This is a genomic window from Metabacillus litoralis, assembly GCF_003667825.1.
In the GTDB taxonomy this organism is placed as follows: domain Bacteria; phylum Bacillota; class Bacilli; order Bacillales; family Bacillaceae; genus Metabacillus; species Metabacillus litoralis_B.
Genome location: NZ_CP033043.1, coordinates 4,300,647 through 4,321,250 on the forward strand (window position 1 = coordinate 4,300,647; position 20,604 = coordinate 4,321,250).

Genomic DNA, 20,604 nt, shown 5'->3' on the forward strand with positions numbered 1-20,604 from the left:
CCCAATGATTTTTACTGGAGTTTATCAAATATAATCCTTGTAAGCTGTGAAGAAATGGATGAATAAAGTTTTTTTAGATGATTGTTGACATCCGTCTCGCGCAATGTTACTATATTCAAGGTGTTCCAATCTTAAACCTGTTGCTTTGGAGGATATAGGTTTATGTCTTATGATAAAGTATCACAGGCAAATGAAATCATTGTTGGTACTAAGCAATCAGTCAAAGCTCTTATGAATAATGAAGTTAAAGAGATCATTATAGCAGAAGATGCTGATTATAGAATTATCCAAAAGGTTATTCAAACAGCAGAAACTCAAAAAGTCCCTTTAACAACAGTTTCATCTATGAAAAAGCTTGGAAGAGCTTGTGGAATAGAAGTGGGAGCTGCAGCTGTAGCTATAATCCGGTAAAATAGATGTTTTTGCAGATTCATAAATGCAGAAACTTTGTTTTTGCCTAAATATGAACCACCTGGATGTGTGGTATTAAAAAGTGAAGGGAGGAAAACAATAATGCCTACTATTAATCAATTAGTGCGTAAAGGTCGCGTAAGCAAAGTAGAGAAATCTAAATCACCTGCATTAAACAAAGGTTACAACAGCTTCAAAAAAGAGCAAACTAACGTATCTTCACCTCAAAAACGTGGTGTATGTACTCGTGTAGGTACGATGACGCCGAAGAAACCTAACTCAGCGCTTCGTAAATATGCTCGTGTTCGTTTAACAAACGGAATTGAAGTAACAGCATACATTCCTGGTATTGGCCACAACTTACAAGAGCACAGTGTTGTTCTTATCCGTGGTGGACGTGTAAAAGATTTACCGGGGGTACGTTATCACATCGTTCGTGGTGCGTTAGATACTGCTGGTGTTGATGGACGTATGCAAGGCCGTTCTAAATACGGTACAAAACGTCCAAAAGCTGCTAAAAAATAATGTTATAAGACATTAAAAATAAAAACTTAGATGAAGGGAGGACATAACATGCCACGTAAAGGTCCTGTAGCAAAAAGAGATGTGTTACCAGATCCAATTTACAATTCAAAGCTTGTTACACGTTTAGTAAACAGAATTATGATCGACGGAAAAAGAGGTAAAGCACAATCTGTACTTTACAATGCTTTCGATTTAATTAAAGAACGTTCAGGTAATGATGCAATGGAAGTGTTTGAACAAGCACTTAAAAACATCATGCCAGTTCTTGAAGTTAAAGCACGTCGTGTAGGTGGTGCTAACTACCAAGTACCTGTAGAAGTACGTCCAGATCGTCGTACAACTTTAGGTTTACGTTGGTTAGTAAACTACGCTCGTCTTCGTGGAGAAAAAACGATGGAAGAGCGTTTAGCTAACGAAATTCTAGATGCTGCTAACAACACTGGTGCAGCAGTTAAGAAACGTGAAGATACTCATAAGATGGCTGAAGCAAATAAAGCATTTGCTCACTATCGTTGGTAATCAATACAATCTAATCAAACTAAATTTCCTATAAGGAAGGAGAAATTACCCAATGGCAAGAGAGTTCTCCTTAAAGAATACTCGTAATATCGGAATCATGGCTCATATTGATGCTGGTAAAACAACAACAACTGAGCGTGTTCTTTATTACACTGGACGTATCCACAAAATCGGTGAAACTCATGAAGGTGCATCTCAGATGGACTGGATGGAGCAAGAACAAGAACGTGGAATCACGATTACTTCTGCGGCGACAACTGCGTCGTGGAAAGGTCATCGTGTAAACATCATTGATACTCCAGGACACGTAGACTTCACTGTTGAAGTTGAACGTTCTTTACGTGTACTTGATGGTGCAGTAGCAGTTCTTGATGCTCAATCAGGTGTTGAGCCACAAACTGAAACAGTATGGCGTCAAGCAACAACATATGGCGTACCACGTGTTGTGTTCGTTAATAAAATGGACAAAATTGGTGCTGACTTCTTATACTCTGTTTCAACTCTACATGATCGTCTTCAAGCGAATGCTCACCCAATTCAATTACCAATTGGTGCTGAGGATCAATTTGAAGGTATTATCGACCTTGTAGAAATGAAGGCTACATTCTATGGTAATGATTTAGGAACTGATATCGTTGATAAAGAAATTCCTGAAGAATACCAAGAACAAGCTGAAGAATACCGTGAAAAGTTAGTTGAAGCAGTAGCAGAACTTGATGAAGACTTAATGGAAAGATACCTTGGTGGAGAAGAAATCTCTAACGATGAGCTAAAAGCTGCAATTCGTAAAGGTACTTTAAATGTAGAATTCTACCCAGTAATCTGTGGATCTGCGTTCAAAAACAAAGGTGTTCAAAAAATGTTAGACGCAGTTATTGATTATCTTCCAGCTCCTATTGACGTAGCTGCAATTAAAGGTATCATTCCTGATACTGAAGAAGAAGTAACTCGTGAATCTAGCGATGAAGGCCCATTCGCTGCATTAGCTTTCAAAGTAATGACAGATCCTTACGTTGGGAAACTTACATTCTTCCGTGTTTACTCTGGTACTTTAAGTTCTGGATCTTACATCCAAAACTCTACTAAAGGTAAGCGTGAGCGTGTAGGTCGTATCCTTCAAATGCACGCAAACAGCCGTGAGGAAATCTCTGAGGTTTACTCTGGTGATATCGCTGCAGCTGTAGGTTTAAAAGATACAACAACTGGTGACACTCTATGTGACGAGAAAAACCTTGTTATCTTAGAGTCTATGCAATTCCCTGAGCCAGTTATTCAACTTTCTGTTGAACCAAAATCAAAAGCAGACCAAGATAAAATGACTACTGCTTTACAAAAACTTCAAGAAGAAGATCCAACATTCCGTGCTCATACTGACCCAGAAACAGGTCAAACAATCATCGCGGGTATGGGTGAGCTTCACCTAGATATCCTAGTTGATCGTATGAAACGTGAATTCAAAGTAGAAGCTAATGTTGGTGCGCCACAGGTTGCATACCGTGAAACATTCCGTCAAGGAGCAAAAGTTGAAGGTAAGTTTGCACGTCAATCTGGTGGTCGTGGACAATTCGGACACGTTTGGATCGAGTTCGAACCAAACGAAGAAGGTAAAGGCTTCGAATTTGAAAACAAAATCGTTGGTGGGGTAGTTCCACGTGAATACGTTCCTGCAGTTCAAGCTGGTCTTGAAGATGCAATGCAAAACGGTGTTCTTGCTGGTTTCCCATTAGTTGATGTAAAAGCTGCTTTAGTAGATGGATCTTACCATGACGTTGACTCAAGTGAGATGGCGTTCAAGATCGCAGCATCTTTAGCTCTTAAAAATGCTGTATCAAAATGTAGCCCTGTAATCCTAGAGCCAGTTATGAAGGTAGAAGTTGTAATTCCAGAAGAATACATGGGAGATATCATGGGAGGAGTTACTTCTCGCCGTGGACGTGTAGAAGGTATGGAAGCTCGTGGTAATGCTCAAGTAGTACGTGCTATGGTTCCACTATCTGAAATGTTTGGTTATGCAACTTCATTACGTTCTAACACTCAAGGACGCGGTGTGTTCACAATGCACTTTGATCACTACGAAGAAGTTCCAAAATCAATTTCTGAAGAAATTATCAAAAAAAATAAAGGTGAGTAATTGATTTTACCCCCTTTAATGAAGTATAACTACTTATGTGAGAACAGAAAGTGATGTTTCACTTTCTGTTACATATATCCAAAAAAATTTTAGAACTCTAAGGAGGATTTTTAGAATGGCTAAAGAAAAATTCGACCGTTCCAAAACGCATGCTAATATCGGTACAATCGGACACGTTGACCATGGTAAAACAACTTTAACAGCTGCAATCACAACTGTACTTGCTAAGCGCAGTGGTAAAGGTGCAGCGATGGCATATGATATGATCGATGCTGCTCCTGAAGAGCGTGAGCGTGGAATCACTATCTCAACTGCACACGTTGAGTATGAAACTGAAACTCGTCACTATGCACACGTTGACTGCCCAGGACATGCTGACTATGTTAAAAACATGATCACTGGTGCTGCTCAAATGGACGGTGGTATCCTAGTAGTATCTGCTGCTGACGGCCCAATGCCACAAACTCGTGAGCACATCCTATTATCTCGTCAAGTAGGTGTACCTTACCTTGTTGTATTCTTAAACAAATGTGACATGGTTGATGACGAAGAGTTATTAGAACTAGTTGAAATGGAAGTTCGTGACTTACTTTCTGAGTATGATTTCCCAGGTGACGATGTGCCTGTAATCAAAGGTTCTGCTCTTAAAGCACTTGAAGGTGAAGCTGAGTGGGAAGAAAAAATCGTTGAACTTATGAACGCTGTTGATGAGTACATCCCAACTCCAGAACGTGACACTGACAAACCATTCATGATGCCAGTTGAGGACGTATTCTCAATCACTGGTCGTGGAACAGTTGCTACAGGTCGTGTTGAGCGTGGACAAGTTAAAGTTGGTGACGTAATCGACATCATCGGTTTAACTGAAGAGCCAAAATCAACTACTGTAACAGGTGTTGAAATGTTCCGTAAGCTTCTTGATTATGCTGAAGCTGGTGACAACATCGGTGCACTTCTTCGTGGGGTTGCTCGTGATGATGTTCAACGTGGACAAGTACTTGCTAAACCAGGTACAATCACTCCACACACTAACTTCAAAGCAGAAGTTTATGTATTATCAAAAGAAGAAGGTGGACGTCACACTCCATTCTTCACTAACTACCGTCCTCAGTTCTACTTCCGTACAACTGATGTAACTGGTATCTGCCAACTTCCTGAAGGCGTAGAAATGGTTATGCCTGGGGATAACGTTGAAATGACAGTTGAACTTATTGCTCCAATCGCGATTGAAGAAGGAACTAAATTCTCAATCCGTGAAGGTGGACGTACAGTAGGCGCTGGCGTTGTAGCTTCTATCCAATCTTAATTTGTAATATATAAAAGGCGAGCATATAATGCTCGTCTTTTTTTGTACATACATATTAACAATGATGTGAGTGAAGTTTTATAAAATTGATGAAATTCAAAGAGATGGATATGGGGGAGTGGCCTTCAGAAAGGAATGAGGAACAAAGATGATAGGAATGAACGGAGAAATGGTCTTCATAAAAGGGATGACGAACAATAGTGATAGAAATGAAGAGAGAGATGTTCTTCATAAAGGGGATGAAGAACAAAGCCGATAGAAAAGAAGAGTGAGATTGTCTTCATAAAGGGAATGAGGAACAAAGGCGATAGAAATGATCGGAGGAATGGTCTTCATAAAAGGGATGACGAACAAAAGTGATAGGAATGAATGGAGAAATGGTCTTCATAAAAGGGATGACGAACAAAAGTGATAGAAATGAAGAGAGAGATTGTCTTCATAAAGGGAATGAAGAATAAAGGCATTATTAATAAAGTAAGAAATGATCTTCATAAGAGTGATGATGACCAAACATGCTGGTAATGAAGAATGAGATGATCATCATAAACGATATGAAGTATAAAAGTAATCAACTTCGTAAAAATGTTCACTCTCTCTGTCAAAATAAGCCCAAACTAACAAAATGTTCTAACTCTATACAAACTAGGATAAGATACTCCTCATGGCAATCCTTTCAACTATCCCCTCTGCCACAAATATCCCCATAACATAAACCCCGCCTTATACCTTTGCAGAAAAAAGCCCAAGAGCACCAACTAACATTCCGATATCCAATAATCTTTAATACTTTGATGTATGAATATGACCTATTTCTACTATATAAGTAAGATTACTCTTAATAGGCTTCTGAGTATAGTAACATATATTAGACTGATTAATGACTATCTAAATAGGATCTGTCCTTTTAAAAAAACATTTCACTTACATTTCTAATACATGAATAATAAACCAACAATGATATCCTTGATATCTTTATACAAACTATGTATAATATGAAAAGTGCTCAAGAAACTAGGTATTTTAAATAGTTCTTGCATCTAACATAAGTTTTATGTATAATAGACAATGTTGGTCTTTGACTGCGATGAAGCAGGAGGTTGCCGATACACACGGCCGCTTTGCCATGGCGTGTGTAGGGAAAATTCTTGCGGAGAAAATGTCTATTTTAAAAGTAGGCGAAAAGGAGGGAAAATAATGGCAAAACAAAAGATTCGTATCCGTTTAAAAGCTTATGATCACAGAATTCTTGATCAATCTGCAGAGAAAATTGTAGAAACTGCAAAACGTTCAGGTGCAAATGTTTCTGGTCCAATTCCGTTACCAACAGAAAGATCAGTATACACAATCCTACGTGCGGTTCATAAATACAAAGATTCTCGTGAGCAATTCGAAATGCGTACGCATAAGCGTTTAATTGATATCATCAGCCCAACACCACAAACTGTTGATGCATTAATGCGTCTTGACTTACCATCAGGTGTTGACATTGAAATCAAATTATAATTTTTTAAAATAAATGATTGATAATTTATAGGAGGTGTGACTCATGACCAAAGGAATCTTAGGAAGAAAAGTCGGTATGACGCAAGTATTTGCTGAAAACGGTGATTTAATTCCGGTAACTGTTATCGAAGCTTCTCCAAACGTAGTTCTTCAAAAGAAATCTGTTGATACTGATGGATACAACGCAGTTCAATTAGGATTTGAAGATAAACGTGAAAAGCTTTCTAACAAACCAGAAAAAGGACACGTTGCAAAAGCTAATACTGCACCTAAGCGCTTCGTTAAAGAACTTCGTGAAGCTAGCTTAGAGCAAATCGAAGTAGGTCAAGAAGTCAAAGTTGATATTTTCACAGCAGGTGAAATCGTAGATGTAACAGGAATTTCTAAAGGGAAAGGTTTCCAAGGCTCTATTAAACGCCACGGACAATCTCGTGGACCAATGTCTCACGGTTCTCGTTACCATCGTCGTCCAGGTTCAATGGGACCTGTAGCACCTAACCGTGTATTCAAAAACAAACTGTTACCTGGTCGTATGGGTGGAGAACGTATTACGGTTCAAAACTTAGAGATCGTTAGAGTAGATGCAGAACGTAATCTATTACTAATCAAAGGTAATGTACCAGGACCTAAAAAAGCACTTATCACTGTGAAAAGCGCAGTTAAATCTAAATAATTTCTTTAAGAAAGGAGGAATTGGGTAATGCCTAAAGTAGCATTATTAAACCAAACTGGATCAAACGTTGGAGAAATCGAACTTAATGATTCTGTATTTGGTATCGAACCTAATCAGCATGTATTATTTGAAGCGGTTATCATGCAAAGAGCTTCCTTACGTCAAGGAACTCACAAAGTAAAAAATCGTTCTGAAGTAGCAGGCGGAGGACGCAAACCTTGGCGTCAAAAGGGTACTGGACGTGCTCGTCAAGGATCTATTCGCTCTCCACAATGGCGCGGTGGTGGTATTGTATTTGGACCAACTCCACGTTCATATGCTTATAAATTACCTAAAAAAGTTCGCCGTTTAGCAATCAAATCAGCTTTATCATCAAAAGTAGTTGACAACGATATCGTTGTTTTAGAGGATTTAGCACTTAACGCTCCAAAAACAAAAGAAATGGCTTCTGTTCTTAAAGGTCTTTCTGTTGAAAGAAAAGCGTTAATTGTAACAGCTGACAACAACGAAAATGTTGCATTATCAGCTCGTAACATCCCTGGAGTAACAGTTGTTACTGCGAGTGGTGTAAATGTACTTGATGTACTTAACCACGATAAGCTTATTATGACGAAAGCTGCGGTGCAAAAAGTAGAGGAGGTACTTGCATAATGAAAGATCCTCGTGATATTATTAAGCGCCCCGTAATCACTGAACGTTCAACAGATCTTATGACTGAGAAAAAATATACGTTTGAAGTAGATGTTAAGGCTAATAAAACTGAAGTTAAAGATGCGATCGAATCAATCTTTGGCGTAAAAGTTGAAAAAGTAAACATCATGAACTACAAAGGTAAATTAAAGCGTGTAGGTCGTTACAGCGGTTTAACTAACCGTCGTCGTAAAGCGATCATCAAGCTTACTGCAGATAGCAAAGAAATCGAATTATTCGAAGTATAATTTTAATAGAAAAGGAGGGATATCGATATGGCGATTAAAAAATATAAACCAACCTCAAACGGTCGTCGTGGAATGACAGTATCGGATTTTGCTGAAATCACGACAGATCAACCAGAAAAATCGTTACTTGCACCTTTACACAAAAAAGGTGGTCGTAATAACCAAGGTAAATTAACAGTTCGTCACCAAGGTGGTGGACACAAACGCCAATATCGTGTGATTGATTTCAAACGCGACAAAGATGGTATACCAGGACGCGTTGCTACAATCGAGTACGATCCAAATCGTTCTGCAAACATCGCATTAATCAACTATGTTGATGGTGAGAAAAGATACATCCTTGCACCTAAGAATTTAAAAGTAGGTCTAGAGATTATGTCTGGCCCTGAAGCAGATATTAAAGTGGGTAATGCACTACCATTACTAAACATTCCTGTAGGTACAGTAGTACACAACATCGAATTAAAACCTGGTAAAGGTGGACAATTAGTTCGTTCTGCAGGTACTTCTGCTCAAGTATTAGGTAAAGAGGGTAAATACGTACTTGTACGTTTAAACTCTGGTGAAGTTCGTATGATTCTTGCTACTTGCCGTGCAACTGTAGGTCAAGTAGGAAACGAGCAACATGAACTTATTAACATTGGTAAAGCAGGTCGTTCACGTTGGTTAGGCAAACGTCCTACTGTTCGTGGATCTGTAATGAACCCTAACGATCACCCACACGGTGGTGGTGAAGGACGCGCTCCAATCGGACGTAAATCACCAATGTCTCCATGGGGTAAACCAACTCTTGGAGCTAAGACTCGTAAGAAGAAGAACAAATCAGATAAATTTATCGTGCGTCGCCGTAAAAAATAACGTGATTGAACTACGGTTCAATCGAACCGTAGCACGATCGCGAAGGGAGGTACAATCATGGGCCGTAGCTTAAAAAAGGGACCATTCGTTGATGATCATTTAATGAACAAAGTTGAGAAATTAAATGAAACTGAGAAAAAGCAAGTTATTAAAACTTGGTCACGTCGTTCTACAATTTTCCCACAATTTATTGGTCACACTATCGCTGTTTATGATGGACGTAAACATGTTCCTGTATATGTAACTGAGGATATGGTAGGTCATAAACTAGGTGAGTTCGCACCTACACGTACTTACAAAGGTCATGCTAGTGATGACAAAAAAACAAGACGTTAATGAGAGGAGGCATTTAAATGCAACAATCTAAAGCTGTCGCAAGAACAGTTCGTATTGCTCCTCGTAAAGCTCGTTTAGTTCTAGATCTTATTCGAGGTAAGCAAGTAGGTGAAGCAGTAGCGATTTTAAATCACACGCCAAAGGCTGCTTCTCCAATCATAGAGAAAGTACTAAAATCAGCAGTGGCTAACGCTGAACATAACTATGAAATGGACATTAATAGCTTAGTTGTAACAGAAGCTTATGCAAACGAAGGTCCAACTCTTAAACGTTTCCGTCCACGTGCTATGGGTCGCGCAAGTGCAATTAACAAACGCACAAGCCACATCACAATCATCTTAACAGAAAAGAAGGAGGGATAATCAGTGGGTCAAAAGGTAAATCCAGTCGGTCTTCGTATCGGAGTTATTCGTGATTGGGAGTCAAAATGGTTCGCAGGAAAAGACTACTCAACTCTTTTACATGAAGATATTAAAATTCGTGAATATGTTACTAAACGTCTTAGCGATGCATCTGTTTCTAAAATTGAGATCGAGCGTGCTGCTAACCGTGTAAACATTACAATCCACACTGCTAAGCCAGGTATGGTAATCGGTAAAGGTGGTACTGAAGTTGAAGCACTTCGTAAAGCACTTAACCAATTAACTGGCAAACGTGTACACATTAACATTCTTGAAATCAAAAAAGCTGATTTAGATGCTAAATTAGTTGCTGAAAATATCGCACGTCAATTAGAAAACCGTATTTCTTTCCGTCGTGCACAAAAACAAACAATCCAACGTGCAATGCGTGCTGGTGCTCAAGGTATCAAAACTCAAGTATCTGGTCGTTTAGGTGGAGCAGATATCGCACGTGCTGAACACTATAGCGAAGGAACAGTTCCACTACACACACTTCGTGCTGATATCGATTATGGAACAGCTGAAGCTGATACAACTTACGGTAAATTAGGCGTAAAAGTTTGGATCTATCGTGGAGAGGTTCTTCCTACTAAGAAGAAAACTGAGGAAGGAGGAAAATAATATGTTATTGCCAAAACGCGTAAAATATCGCAGAGAGCACCGTGGGAAAATGCGCGGTCGTGCTAAAGGCGGTACTGAAGTACATTTCGGTGAGTTCGGAATTCAAGCTCTTGAAGCTTCTTGGATCACAAATCGTCAAATCGAAGCTGCTCGTATTGCGATGACACGTTATATGAAACGTGGCGGAAAAGTTTGGATCAAAATCTTCCCTTCTAAGCCTTATACTGCAAAACCTTTAGAGGTACGTATGGGATCTGGTAAAGGTGCTCCAGAAGGTTGGGTAGCTGTTGTAAAACCAGGTAAAGTTATGTTCGAAATCTCTGGTGTTACTGAAGAGGTAGCTCGTGAAGCTTTACGTTTAGCTTCTCATAAATTACCGATTAAAACGAAGTTTGTAAAACGTGAAGAAATTGGTGGTGAATCAAATGAAAGCTAATGAAATTCGTGACCTTACCACTGCTGAAATTGAACAAAAAGTAAAGTCTCTTAAAGAAGAGTTATTCAATCTTCGCTTTCAATTAGCGACAGGACAATTAGAAAACACTGCTCGCATCCGTGAAGTTCGTAAATCGATCGCTCGTATGAAAACTGTTATCCGTGAAAGAGAGCTTGCTGCTAATAATCGTTAATAAGAGAGGAGGTTTACTGAATGAGTGAACGTAACCAACGTAAAGTCTATACTGGTCGTGTTGTTTCTGACAAAATGGATAAAACTATCACTGTTCTTGTAGAAACTTACAAAACACACCCATTATACGGTAAACGTGTAAAATACTCTAAGAAATACAAAGCTCATGATGAAAACAACCAAGCTAAAACTGGCGATATCGTAAGAATTATGGAAACTCGTCCATTATCTGCGACAAAGCGCTTCCGTTTAGTTAGTGTTGTTGAAGAAGCTATTATCATTTAATATTGTTCGGATAGTTAATTCCGAAGGGAGGTAACATAGATGATCCAACAAGAATCTCGTTTGAAAGTTGCTGACAACTCTGGTGCTCGTGAAGTATTAACAATTAAAGTGTTAGGTGGTTCAGGTCGTAAGACTGCTAACATCGGTGATGTAATTGTTTGTACGGTAAAACAAGCAACACCAGGTGGCGTTGTCAAAAAAGGTGATGTTGTAAAAGCTGTAATCGTGCGCACTAAGAGTGGTGCTCGTCGTTCTGATGGTTCTTACATCAAATTCGACGAAAACGCATGTGTTATCATTCGTGATGACAAAGGTCCACGTGGTACACGTATTTTCGGACCAGTTGCACGTGAATTACGTGAAAACAACTTCATGAAAATCGTTTCTCTAGCTCCAGAAGTTCTATAATAAATTGAATTGCCTTACTAAGGAGGTGCAACTAGGATGCATGTTAAAAAAGGTGATAAAGTAATGGTTATCTCTGGTAAGGATAAAGGTAAACAAGGCGTTGTTCTTGCTTCTTATCCTAAAAAAGACCGTATTCTTGTAGAAGGTATTAACATCGTGAAAAAACACGCTAAACCTTCTCAAGCAAACCCACAAGGTGGAATCTTAAACCAAGAGGCACCTATCCATGTATCAAATGTTATGCCACTTGATCCTAAATCTGGTGAGCCAACTCGTGTTGGTTATAAAGTGGTTGACGGTAAAAAGGTACGTGTAGCAAAAAAATCTGGTGAAACTTTAGATAAATAGTAAATCAGGAAGGGAGGTATATGTATGAACCGCCTTAAAGAAAAGTATCAAAGTGAAATTACTCCTGCATTAATGAAAAAGTTCTCATACAAATCAGTAATGCAAACTCCAAAAATTGAAAAAATCGTAATCAACATGGGTGTTGGTGATGCAGTGTCTAACTCAAAAGCTCTAGATGTAGCTGTTGAGGAGTTAGGACAAATCACTGGTCAAAAACCAGTTGTAACGAAAGCAAAAAAATCAATCGCGGGCTTCCGTCTACGTGAAGGTATGCCAATCGGTGCAAAAGTTACACTACGTGGTGAGCGTATGTACCAATTCTTAGATAAATTAATTTCTGTTTCATTACCACGTGTACGTGACTTCCGTGGGGTTTCTAAGAAATCTTTTGATGGTCGTGGAAACTACACTTTAGGTGTGAAAGAGCAATTAATCTTCCCTGAGATTGATTATGATAAAGTTAACAAAGTTCGTGGTATGGATATCGTTATCGTAACAACTGCGAATACTGATGAAGAAGCGCGCGAACTATTAACACAGTTCGGTATGCCGTTCCAAAAATAATCGCTAGTAAAGGGAGGCGAAATTGTGGCTAAAAAATCAATGATTGCTAAGCAAAAGCGCACGCAAAAGTTTAAAGTACAAGAGTACACTCGTTGCGAACGTTGCGGACGTCCACACTCAGTACTACGTAAATTTAAGCTTTGCCGTATTTGTTTCCGTGAACTTGCTTACAAAGGTCAAATTCCAGGCGTGAAAAAAGCTAGCTGGTAAAACCGTATAACGGGAAGGAGGTTATTTAGTAATGGTTATGACAGATCCTATTGCAGATATGCTTACTCGCATTCGTAATGCGAATATGGTACGTCACGAAAAACTTGAGTTTCCTGCATCAACAATCAAAAAGGAAATCGCTGAAATCTTAAAACGTGAAGGTTTCGTACGTGACGTAGAGTATGTAGAAGATAACAAACAAGGAATCATTCGTATTTTCTTAAAATACGGAGCTAACAATGAACGTGTAATTACAGGCCTAAAAAGAATCAGTAAACCAGGTCTTCGTGTATATGCTAAAGCTGGTGAAGTACCACGTGTACTTAACGGATTAGGTATTGCGATCGTTTCAACTTCTCAAGGTGTTTTGACTGACAAAGAAGCTCGTGCAAAACAAACTGGTGGAGAAGTATTAGCATACGTTTGGTAATACGTTTAAATAGAATGGAGGTGTAATGAATGTCTCGTATTGGTAAGAAATTACTTGAAATCCCAGCTGGTGTTACTATTAACATCGCTGATGATAATACTGTAACAGTTAAAGGACCTAAAGGTGAATTAACTCGTACATTCAATATTGATATGCAAATCGCTATTGAAGATAACGTGTTAACTGTTACTCGTCCTTCTGATGCTAAGGAGCACCGTGCTTTACACGGTACAACTCGTAGCTTATTAGGAAACATGGTAGAAGGTGTTTCTAAAGGTTTTGAAAGAGGTTTAGAACTTATCGGTGTCGGTTACCGTGCATCTAAATCTGGTAACAAGTTAGTTCTTAACGTTGGTTACTCTCACCCTGTTGAAATCACACCTGAGTCTGGTATTGAAATTGAAGTACCATCACAAACTAAAGTTCTTGTAAAAGGAACTGATAAAGAGCGTGTAGGTGCTATTGCAGCTAATATTCGTGACGTTCGTCCACCAGAGCCTTACAAAGGTAAAGGTATTCGCTACGAAGGCGAACATGTACGTCGTAAAGAAGGTAAAACTGCGAAGTAATATCGCTTAGTTGATAAGAAAGGAGTGACCTAAATGATTACTAAAGCTGATAAAAATGCTGTACGTAAAAAAAGACACGCACGTGTTCGTGCTAAGTTAACAGGCACAGCAGAACGTCCTCGTTTAAACGTATATCGTTCTAACCAACACATTTACGCTCAAGTAATTGACGATACTAACTCAGTTACTTTAGTAAGTGCGTCTACATTAGATAAAGATCTTAATTTAGATTCTAAAAGCAATGCTGATGCTGCTCAAAAGGTTGGAGAATTAGTAGCAAAACGTGCTATCGAAAAAGGCGTTAAAACAGTTGTATTTGATCGCGGGGGTTATCTATACCATGGTCGTGTAAAGGCTCTAGCTGAAGCTGCTCGCGAGGCTGGACTAGAATTTTAATCGCAAAAGGAGGGACACAAAGAATGCGTCGTATTGATCCAAACAAATTAGAGCTTGAAGAACGCGTAGTTACGGTAAACCGCGTTGCAAAAGTTGTTAAAGGTGGTCGTCGTTTCCGCTTTGCAGCACTAGTTGTTGTAGGTGATAAAAACGGTCATGTAGGTTTCGGTACTGGTAAAGCTCAAGAGGTACCAGAAGCAATCCGTAAAGCAATTGAGGATGCTAAGAAAAATCTAATTGAGGTACCAATGGTAGGTACTACAATTCCTCACCAAGTTATCGGTCAATTTGGTGCAGGTAACATTCTCTTAAAACCAGCATCAGAAGGTACTGGAGTTATCGCAGGAGGACCTGTTCGTGCGGTACTTGAGTTAGCTGGTGTAGCTGATATTCTTTCAAAATCTTTAGGTTCAAACACTCCAATTAATATGATTCGTGCTACAATCTCTGGATTAAATGATCTAAAGAGTGCTGAAGAAGTTGCGAAGTTACGTGGAAAAACGGTAGAAGAACTGTTAGGATAAGGAGGGAAAACAATGGCGAATAAGTTAGAAATTACCCTCACTCGCAGTGTGATTGGTCGTCCTGAAGATCAACGTATTACTGTTAAAACTCTTGGACTTAAAAAGTTACACCAAACTGTTGTTCAAGAAGATAATCCTGCGATTCGCGGTATGATTAATAAAGTTGCTCACTTAGTTACAGTTAAAGAACAATAATTGAAACATAAATATATAAGGAGGTGTCCCGATGAAACTTCATGAGTTGAAACCAGCAGAAGGTTCACGTAAAACACGTAATCGTGTTGGTCGTGGTATCGGTTCTGGTAACGGTAAAACAGCTGGTAAAGGTCATAAAGGACAAAATGCTCGTTCTGGTGGTGGAGTTCGTCCTGGATTCGAAGGTGGTCAAACTCCTTTGTTCCAACGCTTACCTAAACGTGGATTCACAAACATCAACCGCAAGGACTTTGCAATTGTTAACCTTGATGTCCTAAACCGTTTCGAAGACGGTACAGAGGTTACTCCAGACTTATTACTTGAAACAGGCGTTGTAAGTAATGTGAAATCTGGTGTAAAAATCCTTGGTAACGGCCAGTTAGAGAAAAAACTTACTGTAAAAGCTAACAAATTCTCAGCTTCTGCTAAAGAAGCAATTGAATCTGCTGGCGGTACAGCTGAGGTGATCTAATGTTTAAAACAATCTCCAATTTTATGCGCGTGGGTGATATTAGAAGTAAGATCATATTCACCCTTTTAATGTTAGTGGTATTTCGTATTGGTACGTTCATACCTGTGCCTAATGTTAATGCTGATGTGTTAAAGGCTCAGGATGAACTTAACGTTTTCGGAATTCTAAATACATTCGGTGGTGGAGCATTATATAACTTCTCTATTTTAGCGATGGGTATAATGCCATACATTACAGCTTCAATCATCATTCAACTTTTACAGATGGATGTTGTTCCGAAGTTTACTGAATGGTCTAAACAAGGTGAAGTTGGGCGACGTAAGTTAGCTCAATTTACAAGATACTTTACGATAATATTAGGTTTCATCCAAGCGTTAGGTATGTCTTACGGGTTTAACACCCAATCAGGAGGATTATTAATTAATAATCCTGGTGTAGGAACATACTTGTTAATTGCGATTGTATTAACAGCAGGTACAGCATTCTTAATGTGGTTAGGAGAACAAATCACTTCTAAAGGTGTAGGAAATGGTATTTCCATTATCATCTTTGCAGGGATTGTAGCAGGGATTCCCTCAACTGTTAACCAAATTTATGCACAACAATTCGAAGATGCCGGTGATCAACTTTTCATTAAAATTGTGACAGTTGTCATCCTAATTTTAGCAATATTAGCTGTTGTAGTAGGAACGATCTTTATTCAACAAGCACTTCGTAAAATTCCAATTCAATATGCTAAGGGTGCTGGTAACAAAAACATGGGTGGCGGTCATTCGACTCATCTACCGTTAAAAGTTAACCCAGCTGGTGTAATTCCTGTTATCTTCGCGGTATCATTTATTATTACACCACCTACTATTGCATCTTTCTTTGGTCCAAACGATGTGACAGAGTGGATATCGAAAACTTTTGATTACACACAGCCTATAGGTATGGTTATCTATGTTGCGTTAATCTTAGCGTTTACGTACTTCTATACATTTGTTCAAGTTAATCCTGAACAAATGGCGGATAATTTGAAGAAACAAGGCGGTTATATCCCTGGTATTAGACCAGGTAAAAGCACGCAGGAATATGTTACAAAGGTATTATATCGTTTAACTTTTGTTGGTTCTCTTTTCTTAGCAGCTATAGCTGTTCTTCCTGTTTTCTTCATTAAATTTGCTGATCTTCCTCAATCTGCACAGATTGGTGGAACTAGTTTATTAATTGTTGTCGGTGTAGCGCTTGAAACAATGAAACAACTTGAAAGTCAGCTAGTGAAACGTCATTATAAAGGCTTTATTAAATAATGAGGATATGGGAAATCCTTCCCATTCCCTCTAAATAGAGACTGAGGGGGGAATACAAATGAATCTAGTATTAATGGGTCTTCCTGGTGCTGGGAAAGGAACTCAAGCTGAACGTATTGTAGACAAATACGACATCCCTCATATCTCAACAGGAGATATGTTCAGAGCTGCTATGAAAGAAGAAACAGAACTTGGTCTACAAGCTAAGTCCTTCATTGACAAAGGAGAACTAGTTCCCGATGAAGTTACCATTGGTATTGTTCGTGAACGTTTAGGCAAGAATGATTGTCAAAAAGGTTTCCTTTTAGATGGCTTTCCAAGAACAGTAGCTCAAGCAGATGCGCTTGAAGGAATTCTAACAGACCTAAACAAACAGATTGATTATGTCATTAATATACAAGTTAATAAAGATATCCTAATGGAACGATTAACTGGTCGTCGTATCTGTAAGCAATGTGGAGCAACGTACCACTTAGTATTTAACCCACCTGCTAACGAAGGCAAGTGTGATAAATGTGGTGGCGAGCTATACCAACGCGCAGATGATAACGAAGAAACAGTTGCAAATCGTTTAGAAGTGAACCTTCAACAAACACAACCTCTATTAGACTTTTATAATGAAAAAGGTTATTTAAGAAATATAGATGGTGAACAGGATATCGATTTAGTATTTAATGACGTTGATCAACTGGTTGGAGGACTAGGTGCATGATCATTTGTAAGACTCAGCGTGAACTAGAAATTATGCGAGAAGCAGGACGTATTGTCGCTTTAACTCATCAAGAATTAATTAAACACATTAAACCTGGTGTAACGACGAAGGAACTGGATGTAATTGCCGAAAAATTTATTCGTGCACATGATGCAATTCCTTCATTTAAAGGGTATAATGGTTTCCGCGGAAGCATATGTGCTTCAGTAAATGAAGAGCTCGTTCACGGAATACCGGGTGATCGTGTATTGAATGACGGGGATATCATTAGTATCGATATTGGTGCGAAATATAATGGATATCATGGTGACTCAGCTTGGACCTATCCTGTTGGAAAGATTTCTGATGAAGCTCAAAGATTGTTGGATGTTACAGAAGAATCTTTATTCAGGGGTCTTAAAGAAGCAAAGCCAGACGTTCGATTATCTAACATTTCTCATGCTATCCAAACATATGTTGAAGAGCATGGCTTCTCAGTTGTGAGAGAGTATGTTGGTCACGGTGTCGGGCAGGAGCTTCATGAAGATCCTCAGATTCCTCATTATGGTCCACCAAATAAAGGTCCTAGGTTAAAGCCAGGGATGGTACTAGCGATAGAACCGATGGTTAATGCAGGTACCCGTTATGTAAGAACCTTGGAAGATGATTGGACTGTTGTAACAGTTGATGGAAAATACTGTGCTCACTTTGAACACACTATTGCTATTACTGAAGATGGTTTTGAGATTCTGACTAAGGCATAATCGATAGGTGACATTGCTTAAAATGATCCGATTATCGTTTCACCGTGTATTTAGTTGACTAAGCAAATTGTTTGATCAGCTATAAAATATGCGCCAAGATAAGAGGGGTATCGTTTTAGCTGACGGAGAAAGCGAGAGTTTTTCTTCATCACCAGGAATGATCTATTAGCGTATCTCCAGAAGTTCAGAACAGTATATTAGAAGCAGGTCGTGTGACAATTAGGTTATATAATCCTGAGTTTGTCGATGAGCAAGTTACTGATTTGAAGAAGGGAGAACAGTTCAATGGCGAAAGACGATGTAATTGAAGTAGAAGGAACTGTTGTTGAAACATTACCAAACGCAATGTTTAAGGTAGAACTTGAGAACGGTCATACGGTATTAGCGCATGTATCCGGAAAGATTCGCATGCATTTCATTCGTATTTTACCTGGAGACAAAGTTACGGTAGAATTATCTCCATATGATTTAACTCGTGGTAGAATTACGTACCGTTTTAAATAATTTAGCACTCCGTACTACTAAGGAGGTATTAAAATCATGAAGGTCAGACCATCTGTTAAACCGATCTGTGAGAAATGTAAAGTTATTCGCAGAAAAGGCAAAGTCATGGTTATATGTGAGAATCCTAAACATAAGCAAAAACAAGGTTAATATATAAGGAGGTGCAAGCATAATGGCTCGTATTGCAGGTGTTGATATTCCTCGCGACAAACGTGTTGTTATTTCATTAACGTATATTTTCGGGATCGGACGTTCTACTGCTGAAAAAGTTCTAGCTGAAGCTGGAGTTTCTGAAGATACTCGTGTACGTGATTTAACTGAAGAAGAGTTAGGGAAAATTCGTGATGTAATCGATAAGCTTAAAGTTGAGGGTGACCTTCGTCGTGAAATCTCTCTTAACATTAAACGTCTAATCGAGATCGGTTCATTCCGTGGTATCCGTCACCGTCGTGGCTTACCAGTTCGCGGACAAAACACGAAAAACAATGCTCGTACACGTAAAGGACCACGTCGTACAGTAGCAAACAAGAAAAAATAAGGTAAAAGGAGGTTAACCAATAATGGCACGTAAAACGAACACTCGTAAACGTCGTGTGAAAAAGAATATTGAAAGTGGTATTGCTCATATCCGTTCAACATTCAATAACACGATTGTTACTATTACTGATACTCATGGTAATGCGATTTCATGGTCAAGTGCTGGTGCGTTAGGTTTTAGAGGTTCTCGTAAATCTACTCCTTTCGCTGCACAAATGGCTGCAGAAACAGCTGCAAAAGCATCTATGGATCATGGTTTAAAAACTCTAGAAGTTACTGTTAAAGGACCAGGTGCAGGACGTGAAGCTGCAATCCGTTCTCTTCAAGCTGCAGGTCTAGAAGTAACTGCAATCAGAGATGTTACTCCAGTACCACATAATGGATGCCGTCCACCAAAACGTCGTCGTGTGTAAATTTTCTGTATAGATTTTGTATCCCTGTCAATAATGGGTTATGATACAGTATATAAGTTCTAGCAGAAACATTCTGTTGTTGTGCACATTCGGGAACTTTTGAATGGGGAATTTCGGTTAGACATGAATCTATAGAGTCTAGCCGGGGTTTCGACGTTTTGAAGGAGGGTTTATAGATGATAGAAATTGAAAAACCAAAAATCGAAACGGTTGAAATCAGCGATGATGCCAAATATGGTAAATTCGTCGTCGAGCCACTTGAGCGTGGATATGGTACAACTTTGGGTAACTCCTTACGTCGTATTCTTTTATCCTCACTCCCTGGTGCCGCTGTAACATCGATCCAAATAGATGGCGTACTTCATGAGTTTTCAACGATCGAAGGTGTTGTTGAAGATGTTACTTCGATTATCTTAAACATTAAAAAGCTTGCTCTTAAAATCTATTCAGATGAAGAAAAGACGCTAGAAATTGATGTTCAAGGCGAAGGTAGTGTAACTGCATCCGATATTACTCATGATAGTGATGTAGAGATTTTAAATCCAGATCTTCATATTGCAACTCTAGCTTCAGATGCTAGCTTTAGAATGAGGCTAACAGCTAAGCGCGGACGTGGTTATACACCAGCTGATTCTAACAAACGTGAAGACCAGCCGATAGGCGTTATTCCTATTGACTCGATCTTTACACCAGTAGCTCGTGTTTCCTACCAAGTAGAAAAAACACGTGTAGGTCAAGTTGCTAACTATGATAAGTTAACGTTAGATGTTTGGACAGATGGAAGTACAGGGCCGAAAGAAGCAATTGCTTTAGGTTCTAAGATCCTTACAGAACACCTTAATATCTTCGTAGGGCTTACTGATGAAGCTCAAAATGCGGAGATTATGGTTGAAAAAGAAGAGGATCAAAAAGAAAAAGTTCTTGAGATGACGATTGAAGAATTAGATCTATCTGTACGTTCTTACAACTGTTTAAAACGTGCTGGAATTAATACAGTGCAAGAGTTAGCTCATAAAACAGAGGAAGATATGATGAAGGTTCGAAATCTAGGTCGTAAATCTCTTGAAGAAGTTAAGGCAAAATTAGAAGAACTAGGTTTAGGTCTTCGAAAAGACGACTGATGACTAGTTTGTAAAAACTAGCATTTTCGTA

At 38.9% G+C, this 20,604-nt stretch carries 34 protein-coding genes and 1 pseudogene; all 35 read left to right on the forward strand.

Features of this window, described 5'->3' with window-relative positions:
- The first annotated feature begins 162 nt into the window (after nt 1-162).
- Entirely contained in the window at nt 163-411 is a 249-nt protein-coding gene (locus tag D9842_RS20955) for a 50S ribosomal protein L7ae-like protein (RefSeq protein ID WP_121664181.1), read from the forward strand.
- Nucleotides 412-513: 102 nt separating this feature from the next.
- Nucleotides 514-936: a 30S ribosomal protein S12 gene (gene rpsL / locus D9842_RS20960; protein ID WP_066330432.1), complete on the forward strand. Its 423-nt coding sequence runs from the start codon at nt 514-516 to the stop codon at nt 934-936.
- A gap of 48 nt (nt 937-984) precedes the next feature.
- Nucleotides 985-1,455, forward strand: coding sequence for a 30S ribosomal protein S7 (gene rpsG / locus D9842_RS20965; RefSeq protein ID WP_098798328.1), 471 nt, complete (start codon nt 985-987; stop codon nt 1,453-1,455).
- A gap of 52 nt (nt 1,456-1,507) precedes the next feature.
- Nucleotides 1,508-3,586, forward strand: coding sequence for an elongation factor G (gene fusA, locus D9842_RS20970; protein WP_098798327.1), 2,079 nt, complete (start codon nt 1,508-1,510; stop codon nt 3,584-3,586).
- A gap of 115 nt (nt 3,587-3,701) precedes the next feature.
- On the forward strand, nt 3,702-4,892 hold the full coding sequence (gene tuf, locus D9842_RS20975; protein WP_121664182.1) for an elongation factor Tu: 1,191 nt from the start codon (nt 3,702-3,704) through the stop codon (nt 4,890-4,892).
- Nucleotides 4,893-6,086: 1,194 nt separating this feature from the next.
- A complete protein-coding gene (gene rpsJ, locus D9842_RS20980; protein ID WP_026561219.1) occupies nt 6,087-6,395 on the forward strand; it encodes a 30S ribosomal protein S10 in 309 nt (102 codons plus the stop codon).
- Nucleotides 6,396-6,438: 43 nt separating this feature from the next.
- On the forward strand, nt 6,439-7,068 hold the full coding sequence (rplC, locus tag D9842_RS20985) for a 50S ribosomal protein L3 (protein ID WP_121664183.1): 630 nt from the start codon (nt 6,439-6,441) through the stop codon (nt 7,066-7,068).
- A gap of 27 nt (nt 7,069-7,095) precedes the next feature.
- Nucleotides 7,096-7,719: a 50S ribosomal protein L4 gene (gene rplD, locus D9842_RS20990; protein WP_121664184.1), complete on the forward strand. Its 624-nt coding sequence runs from the start codon at nt 7,096-7,098 to the stop codon at nt 7,717-7,719.
- Nucleotides 7,719-8,006 carry a 50S ribosomal protein L23 gene (gene rplW / locus D9842_RS20995; protein WP_098798323.1) on the forward strand — a complete coding sequence of 96 codons (288 nt, stop codon included), beginning with the start codon at nt 7,719-7,721 and terminating at the stop codon, nt 8,004-8,006. Before rplD ends, rplW begins: the two co-directional genes overlap by 1 nt.
- A 27-nt stretch (nt 8,007-8,033) precedes the next feature.
- On the forward strand, nt 8,034-8,864 hold the full coding sequence (gene rplB, locus D9842_RS21000) for a 50S ribosomal protein L2 (protein WP_098798322.1): 831 nt from the start codon (nt 8,034-8,036) through the stop codon (nt 8,862-8,864).
- Nucleotides 8,865-8,921: 57 nt separating this feature from the next.
- Nucleotides 8,922-9,200 carry a 30S ribosomal protein S19 gene (rpsS, locus tag D9842_RS21005; RefSeq protein WP_026561224.1) on the forward strand — a complete coding sequence of 93 codons (279 nt, stop codon included), beginning with the start codon at nt 8,922-8,924 and terminating at the stop codon, nt 9,198-9,200.
- A 17-nt stretch (nt 9,201-9,217) separates the two neighbouring features.
- Nucleotides 9,218-9,562 carry a 50S ribosomal protein L22 gene (gene rplV, locus D9842_RS21010; protein WP_121664185.1) on the forward strand — a complete coding sequence of 115 codons (345 nt, stop codon included), beginning with the start codon at nt 9,218-9,220 and terminating at the stop codon, nt 9,560-9,562.
- Nucleotides 9,563-9,565: 3 nt separating this feature from the next.
- Entirely contained in the window at nt 9,566-10,222 is a 657-nt protein-coding gene (gene rpsC, locus D9842_RS21015; protein ID WP_098798319.1) for a 30S ribosomal protein S3, read from the forward strand.
- Between the two features lies 1 nt (nt 10,223).
- Nucleotides 10,224-10,658 carry a 50S ribosomal protein L16 gene (rplP, locus tag D9842_RS21020; RefSeq protein ID WP_098798318.1) on the forward strand — a complete coding sequence of 145 codons (435 nt, stop codon included), beginning with the start codon at nt 10,224-10,226 and terminating at the stop codon, nt 10,656-10,658.
- Nucleotides 10,648-10,851, forward strand: coding sequence for a 50S ribosomal protein L29 (gene rpmC, locus D9842_RS21025; protein WP_098798317.1), 204 nt, complete (start codon nt 10,648-10,650; stop codon nt 10,849-10,851). Before rplP ends, rpmC begins: the two co-directional genes overlap by 11 nt.
- 20 nt (nt 10,852-10,871) lie before the next feature.
- On the forward strand, nt 10,872-11,135 hold the full coding sequence (gene rpsQ / locus D9842_RS21030; RefSeq protein WP_098798316.1) for a 30S ribosomal protein S17: 264 nt from the start codon (nt 10,872-10,874) through the stop codon (nt 11,133-11,135).
- A 39-nt stretch (nt 11,136-11,174) separates the two neighbouring features.
- Complete coding sequence (gene rplN, locus D9842_RS21035; RefSeq protein ID WP_026561230.1) at nt 11,175-11,543, forward strand: 50S ribosomal protein L14; 369 nt, start codon at nt 11,175-11,177, stop codon at nt 11,541-11,543.
- A 36-nt stretch (nt 11,544-11,579) separates the two neighbouring features.
- Nucleotides 11,580-11,891 (forward strand): 50S ribosomal protein L24, encoded by a 312-nt coding sequence (gene rplX, locus D9842_RS21040; protein ID WP_098798315.1) that lies wholly within the window; start codon nt 11,580-11,582, stop codon nt 11,889-11,891.
- A 24-nt stretch (nt 11,892-11,915) separates the two neighbouring features.
- Entirely contained in the window at nt 11,916-12,455 is a 540-nt protein-coding gene (gene rplE / locus D9842_RS21045; protein ID WP_098798314.1) for a 50S ribosomal protein L5, read from the forward strand.
- 24 nt (nt 12,456-12,479) lie between these two features.
- Nucleotides 12,480-12,665, forward strand: a complete 186-nt coding sequence (gene rpsN, locus D9842_RS21050; protein ID WP_010285078.1) for a 30S ribosomal protein S14 — start codon at nt 12,480-12,482, stop codon at nt 12,663-12,665.
- A gap of 31 nt (nt 12,666-12,696) precedes the next feature.
- A complete protein-coding gene (gene rpsH, locus D9842_RS21055; RefSeq protein WP_098798313.1) occupies nt 12,697-13,095 on the forward strand; it encodes a 30S ribosomal protein S8 in 399 nt (132 codons plus the stop codon).
- 29 nt (nt 13,096-13,124) lie between these two features.
- On the forward strand, nt 13,125-13,664 hold the full coding sequence (rplF, locus tag D9842_RS21060) for a 50S ribosomal protein L6 (RefSeq protein ID WP_121664186.1): 540 nt from the start codon (nt 13,125-13,127) through the stop codon (nt 13,662-13,664).
- 33 nt (nt 13,665-13,697) lie between these two features.
- Nucleotides 13,698-14,060, forward strand: coding sequence for a 50S ribosomal protein L18 (gene rplR / locus D9842_RS21065; RefSeq protein WP_121664187.1), 363 nt, complete (start codon nt 13,698-13,700; stop codon nt 14,058-14,060).
- 23 nt (nt 14,061-14,083) lie between these two features.
- Nucleotides 14,084-14,584: a 30S ribosomal protein S5 gene (gene rpsE, locus D9842_RS21070; protein WP_098798310.1), complete on the forward strand. Its 501-nt coding sequence runs from the start codon at nt 14,084-14,086 to the stop codon at nt 14,582-14,584.
- Between the two features lie 12 nt (nt 14,585-14,596).
- Nucleotides 14,597-14,779, forward strand: a complete 183-nt coding sequence (gene rpmD / locus D9842_RS21075; RefSeq protein ID WP_026561237.1) for a 50S ribosomal protein L30 — start codon at nt 14,597-14,599, stop codon at nt 14,777-14,779.
- Nucleotides 14,780-14,810: 31 nt separating this feature from the next.
- Nucleotides 14,811-15,251 carry a 50S ribosomal protein L15 gene (gene rplO, locus D9842_RS21080; protein WP_121664188.1) on the forward strand — a complete coding sequence of 147 codons (441 nt, stop codon included), beginning with the start codon at nt 14,811-14,813 and terminating at the stop codon, nt 15,249-15,251.
- A complete protein-coding gene (secY, locus tag D9842_RS21085; protein ID WP_121664189.1) occupies nt 15,251-16,543 on the forward strand; it encodes a preprotein translocase subunit SecY in 1,293 nt (430 codons plus the stop codon). The genes rplO and secY overlap by 1 nt, the downstream gene beginning before the upstream one ends.
- 58 nt (nt 16,544-16,601) lie before the next feature.
- Nucleotides 16,602-17,255: an adenylate kinase gene (locus D9842_RS21090; protein WP_098798308.1), complete on the forward strand. Its 654-nt coding sequence runs from the start codon at nt 16,602-16,604 to the stop codon at nt 17,253-17,255.
- The gene (gene map / locus D9842_RS21095; protein ID WP_121664190.1) at nt 17,252-17,998 is read left to right on the forward strand and encodes a type I methionyl aminopeptidase; all 747 of its coding nucleotides are present in this window, start codon (nt 17,252-17,254) and stop codon (nt 17,996-17,998) included. Before D9842_RS21090 ends, map begins: the two co-directional genes overlap by 4 nt.
- 170 nt (nt 17,999-18,168) lie before the next feature.
- Nucleotides 18,169-18,306: pseudogene (locus D9842_RS26415) on the forward strand (KOW domain-containing RNA-binding protein); the annotation flags it as partial.
- The gene (infA, locus tag D9842_RS21105) at nt 18,284-18,502 is read left to right on the forward strand and encodes a translation initiation factor IF-1 (RefSeq protein WP_003348578.1); all 219 of its coding nucleotides are present in this window, start codon (nt 18,284-18,286) and stop codon (nt 18,500-18,502) included. The pseudogene D9842_RS26415 and the gene infA, both read left to right, overlap by 23 nt.
- A 36-nt stretch (nt 18,503-18,538) precedes the next feature.
- Nucleotides 18,539-18,652, forward strand: a complete 114-nt coding sequence (rpmJ, locus tag D9842_RS21110) for a 50S ribosomal protein L36 (protein WP_003156543.1) — start codon at nt 18,539-18,541, stop codon at nt 18,650-18,652.
- Nucleotides 18,653-18,674: 22 nt separating this feature from the next.
- Nucleotides 18,675-19,040, forward strand: a complete 366-nt coding sequence (gene rpsM, locus D9842_RS21115; RefSeq protein WP_098798306.1) for a 30S ribosomal protein S13 — start codon at nt 18,675-18,677, stop codon at nt 19,038-19,040.
- Nucleotides 19,041-19,062: 22 nt separating this feature from the next.
- Entirely contained in the window at nt 19,063-19,452 is a 390-nt protein-coding gene (rpsK, locus tag D9842_RS21120; RefSeq protein WP_098798305.1) for a 30S ribosomal protein S11, read from the forward strand.
- Nucleotides 19,453-19,628: 176 nt separating this feature from the next.
- Nucleotides 19,629-20,573, forward strand: a complete 945-nt coding sequence (locus D9842_RS21125; protein WP_098798304.1) for a DNA-directed RNA polymerase subunit alpha — start codon at nt 19,629-19,631, stop codon at nt 20,571-20,573.
- The last annotated feature ends 31 nt before the right edge of the window (nt 20,574-20,604 follow it).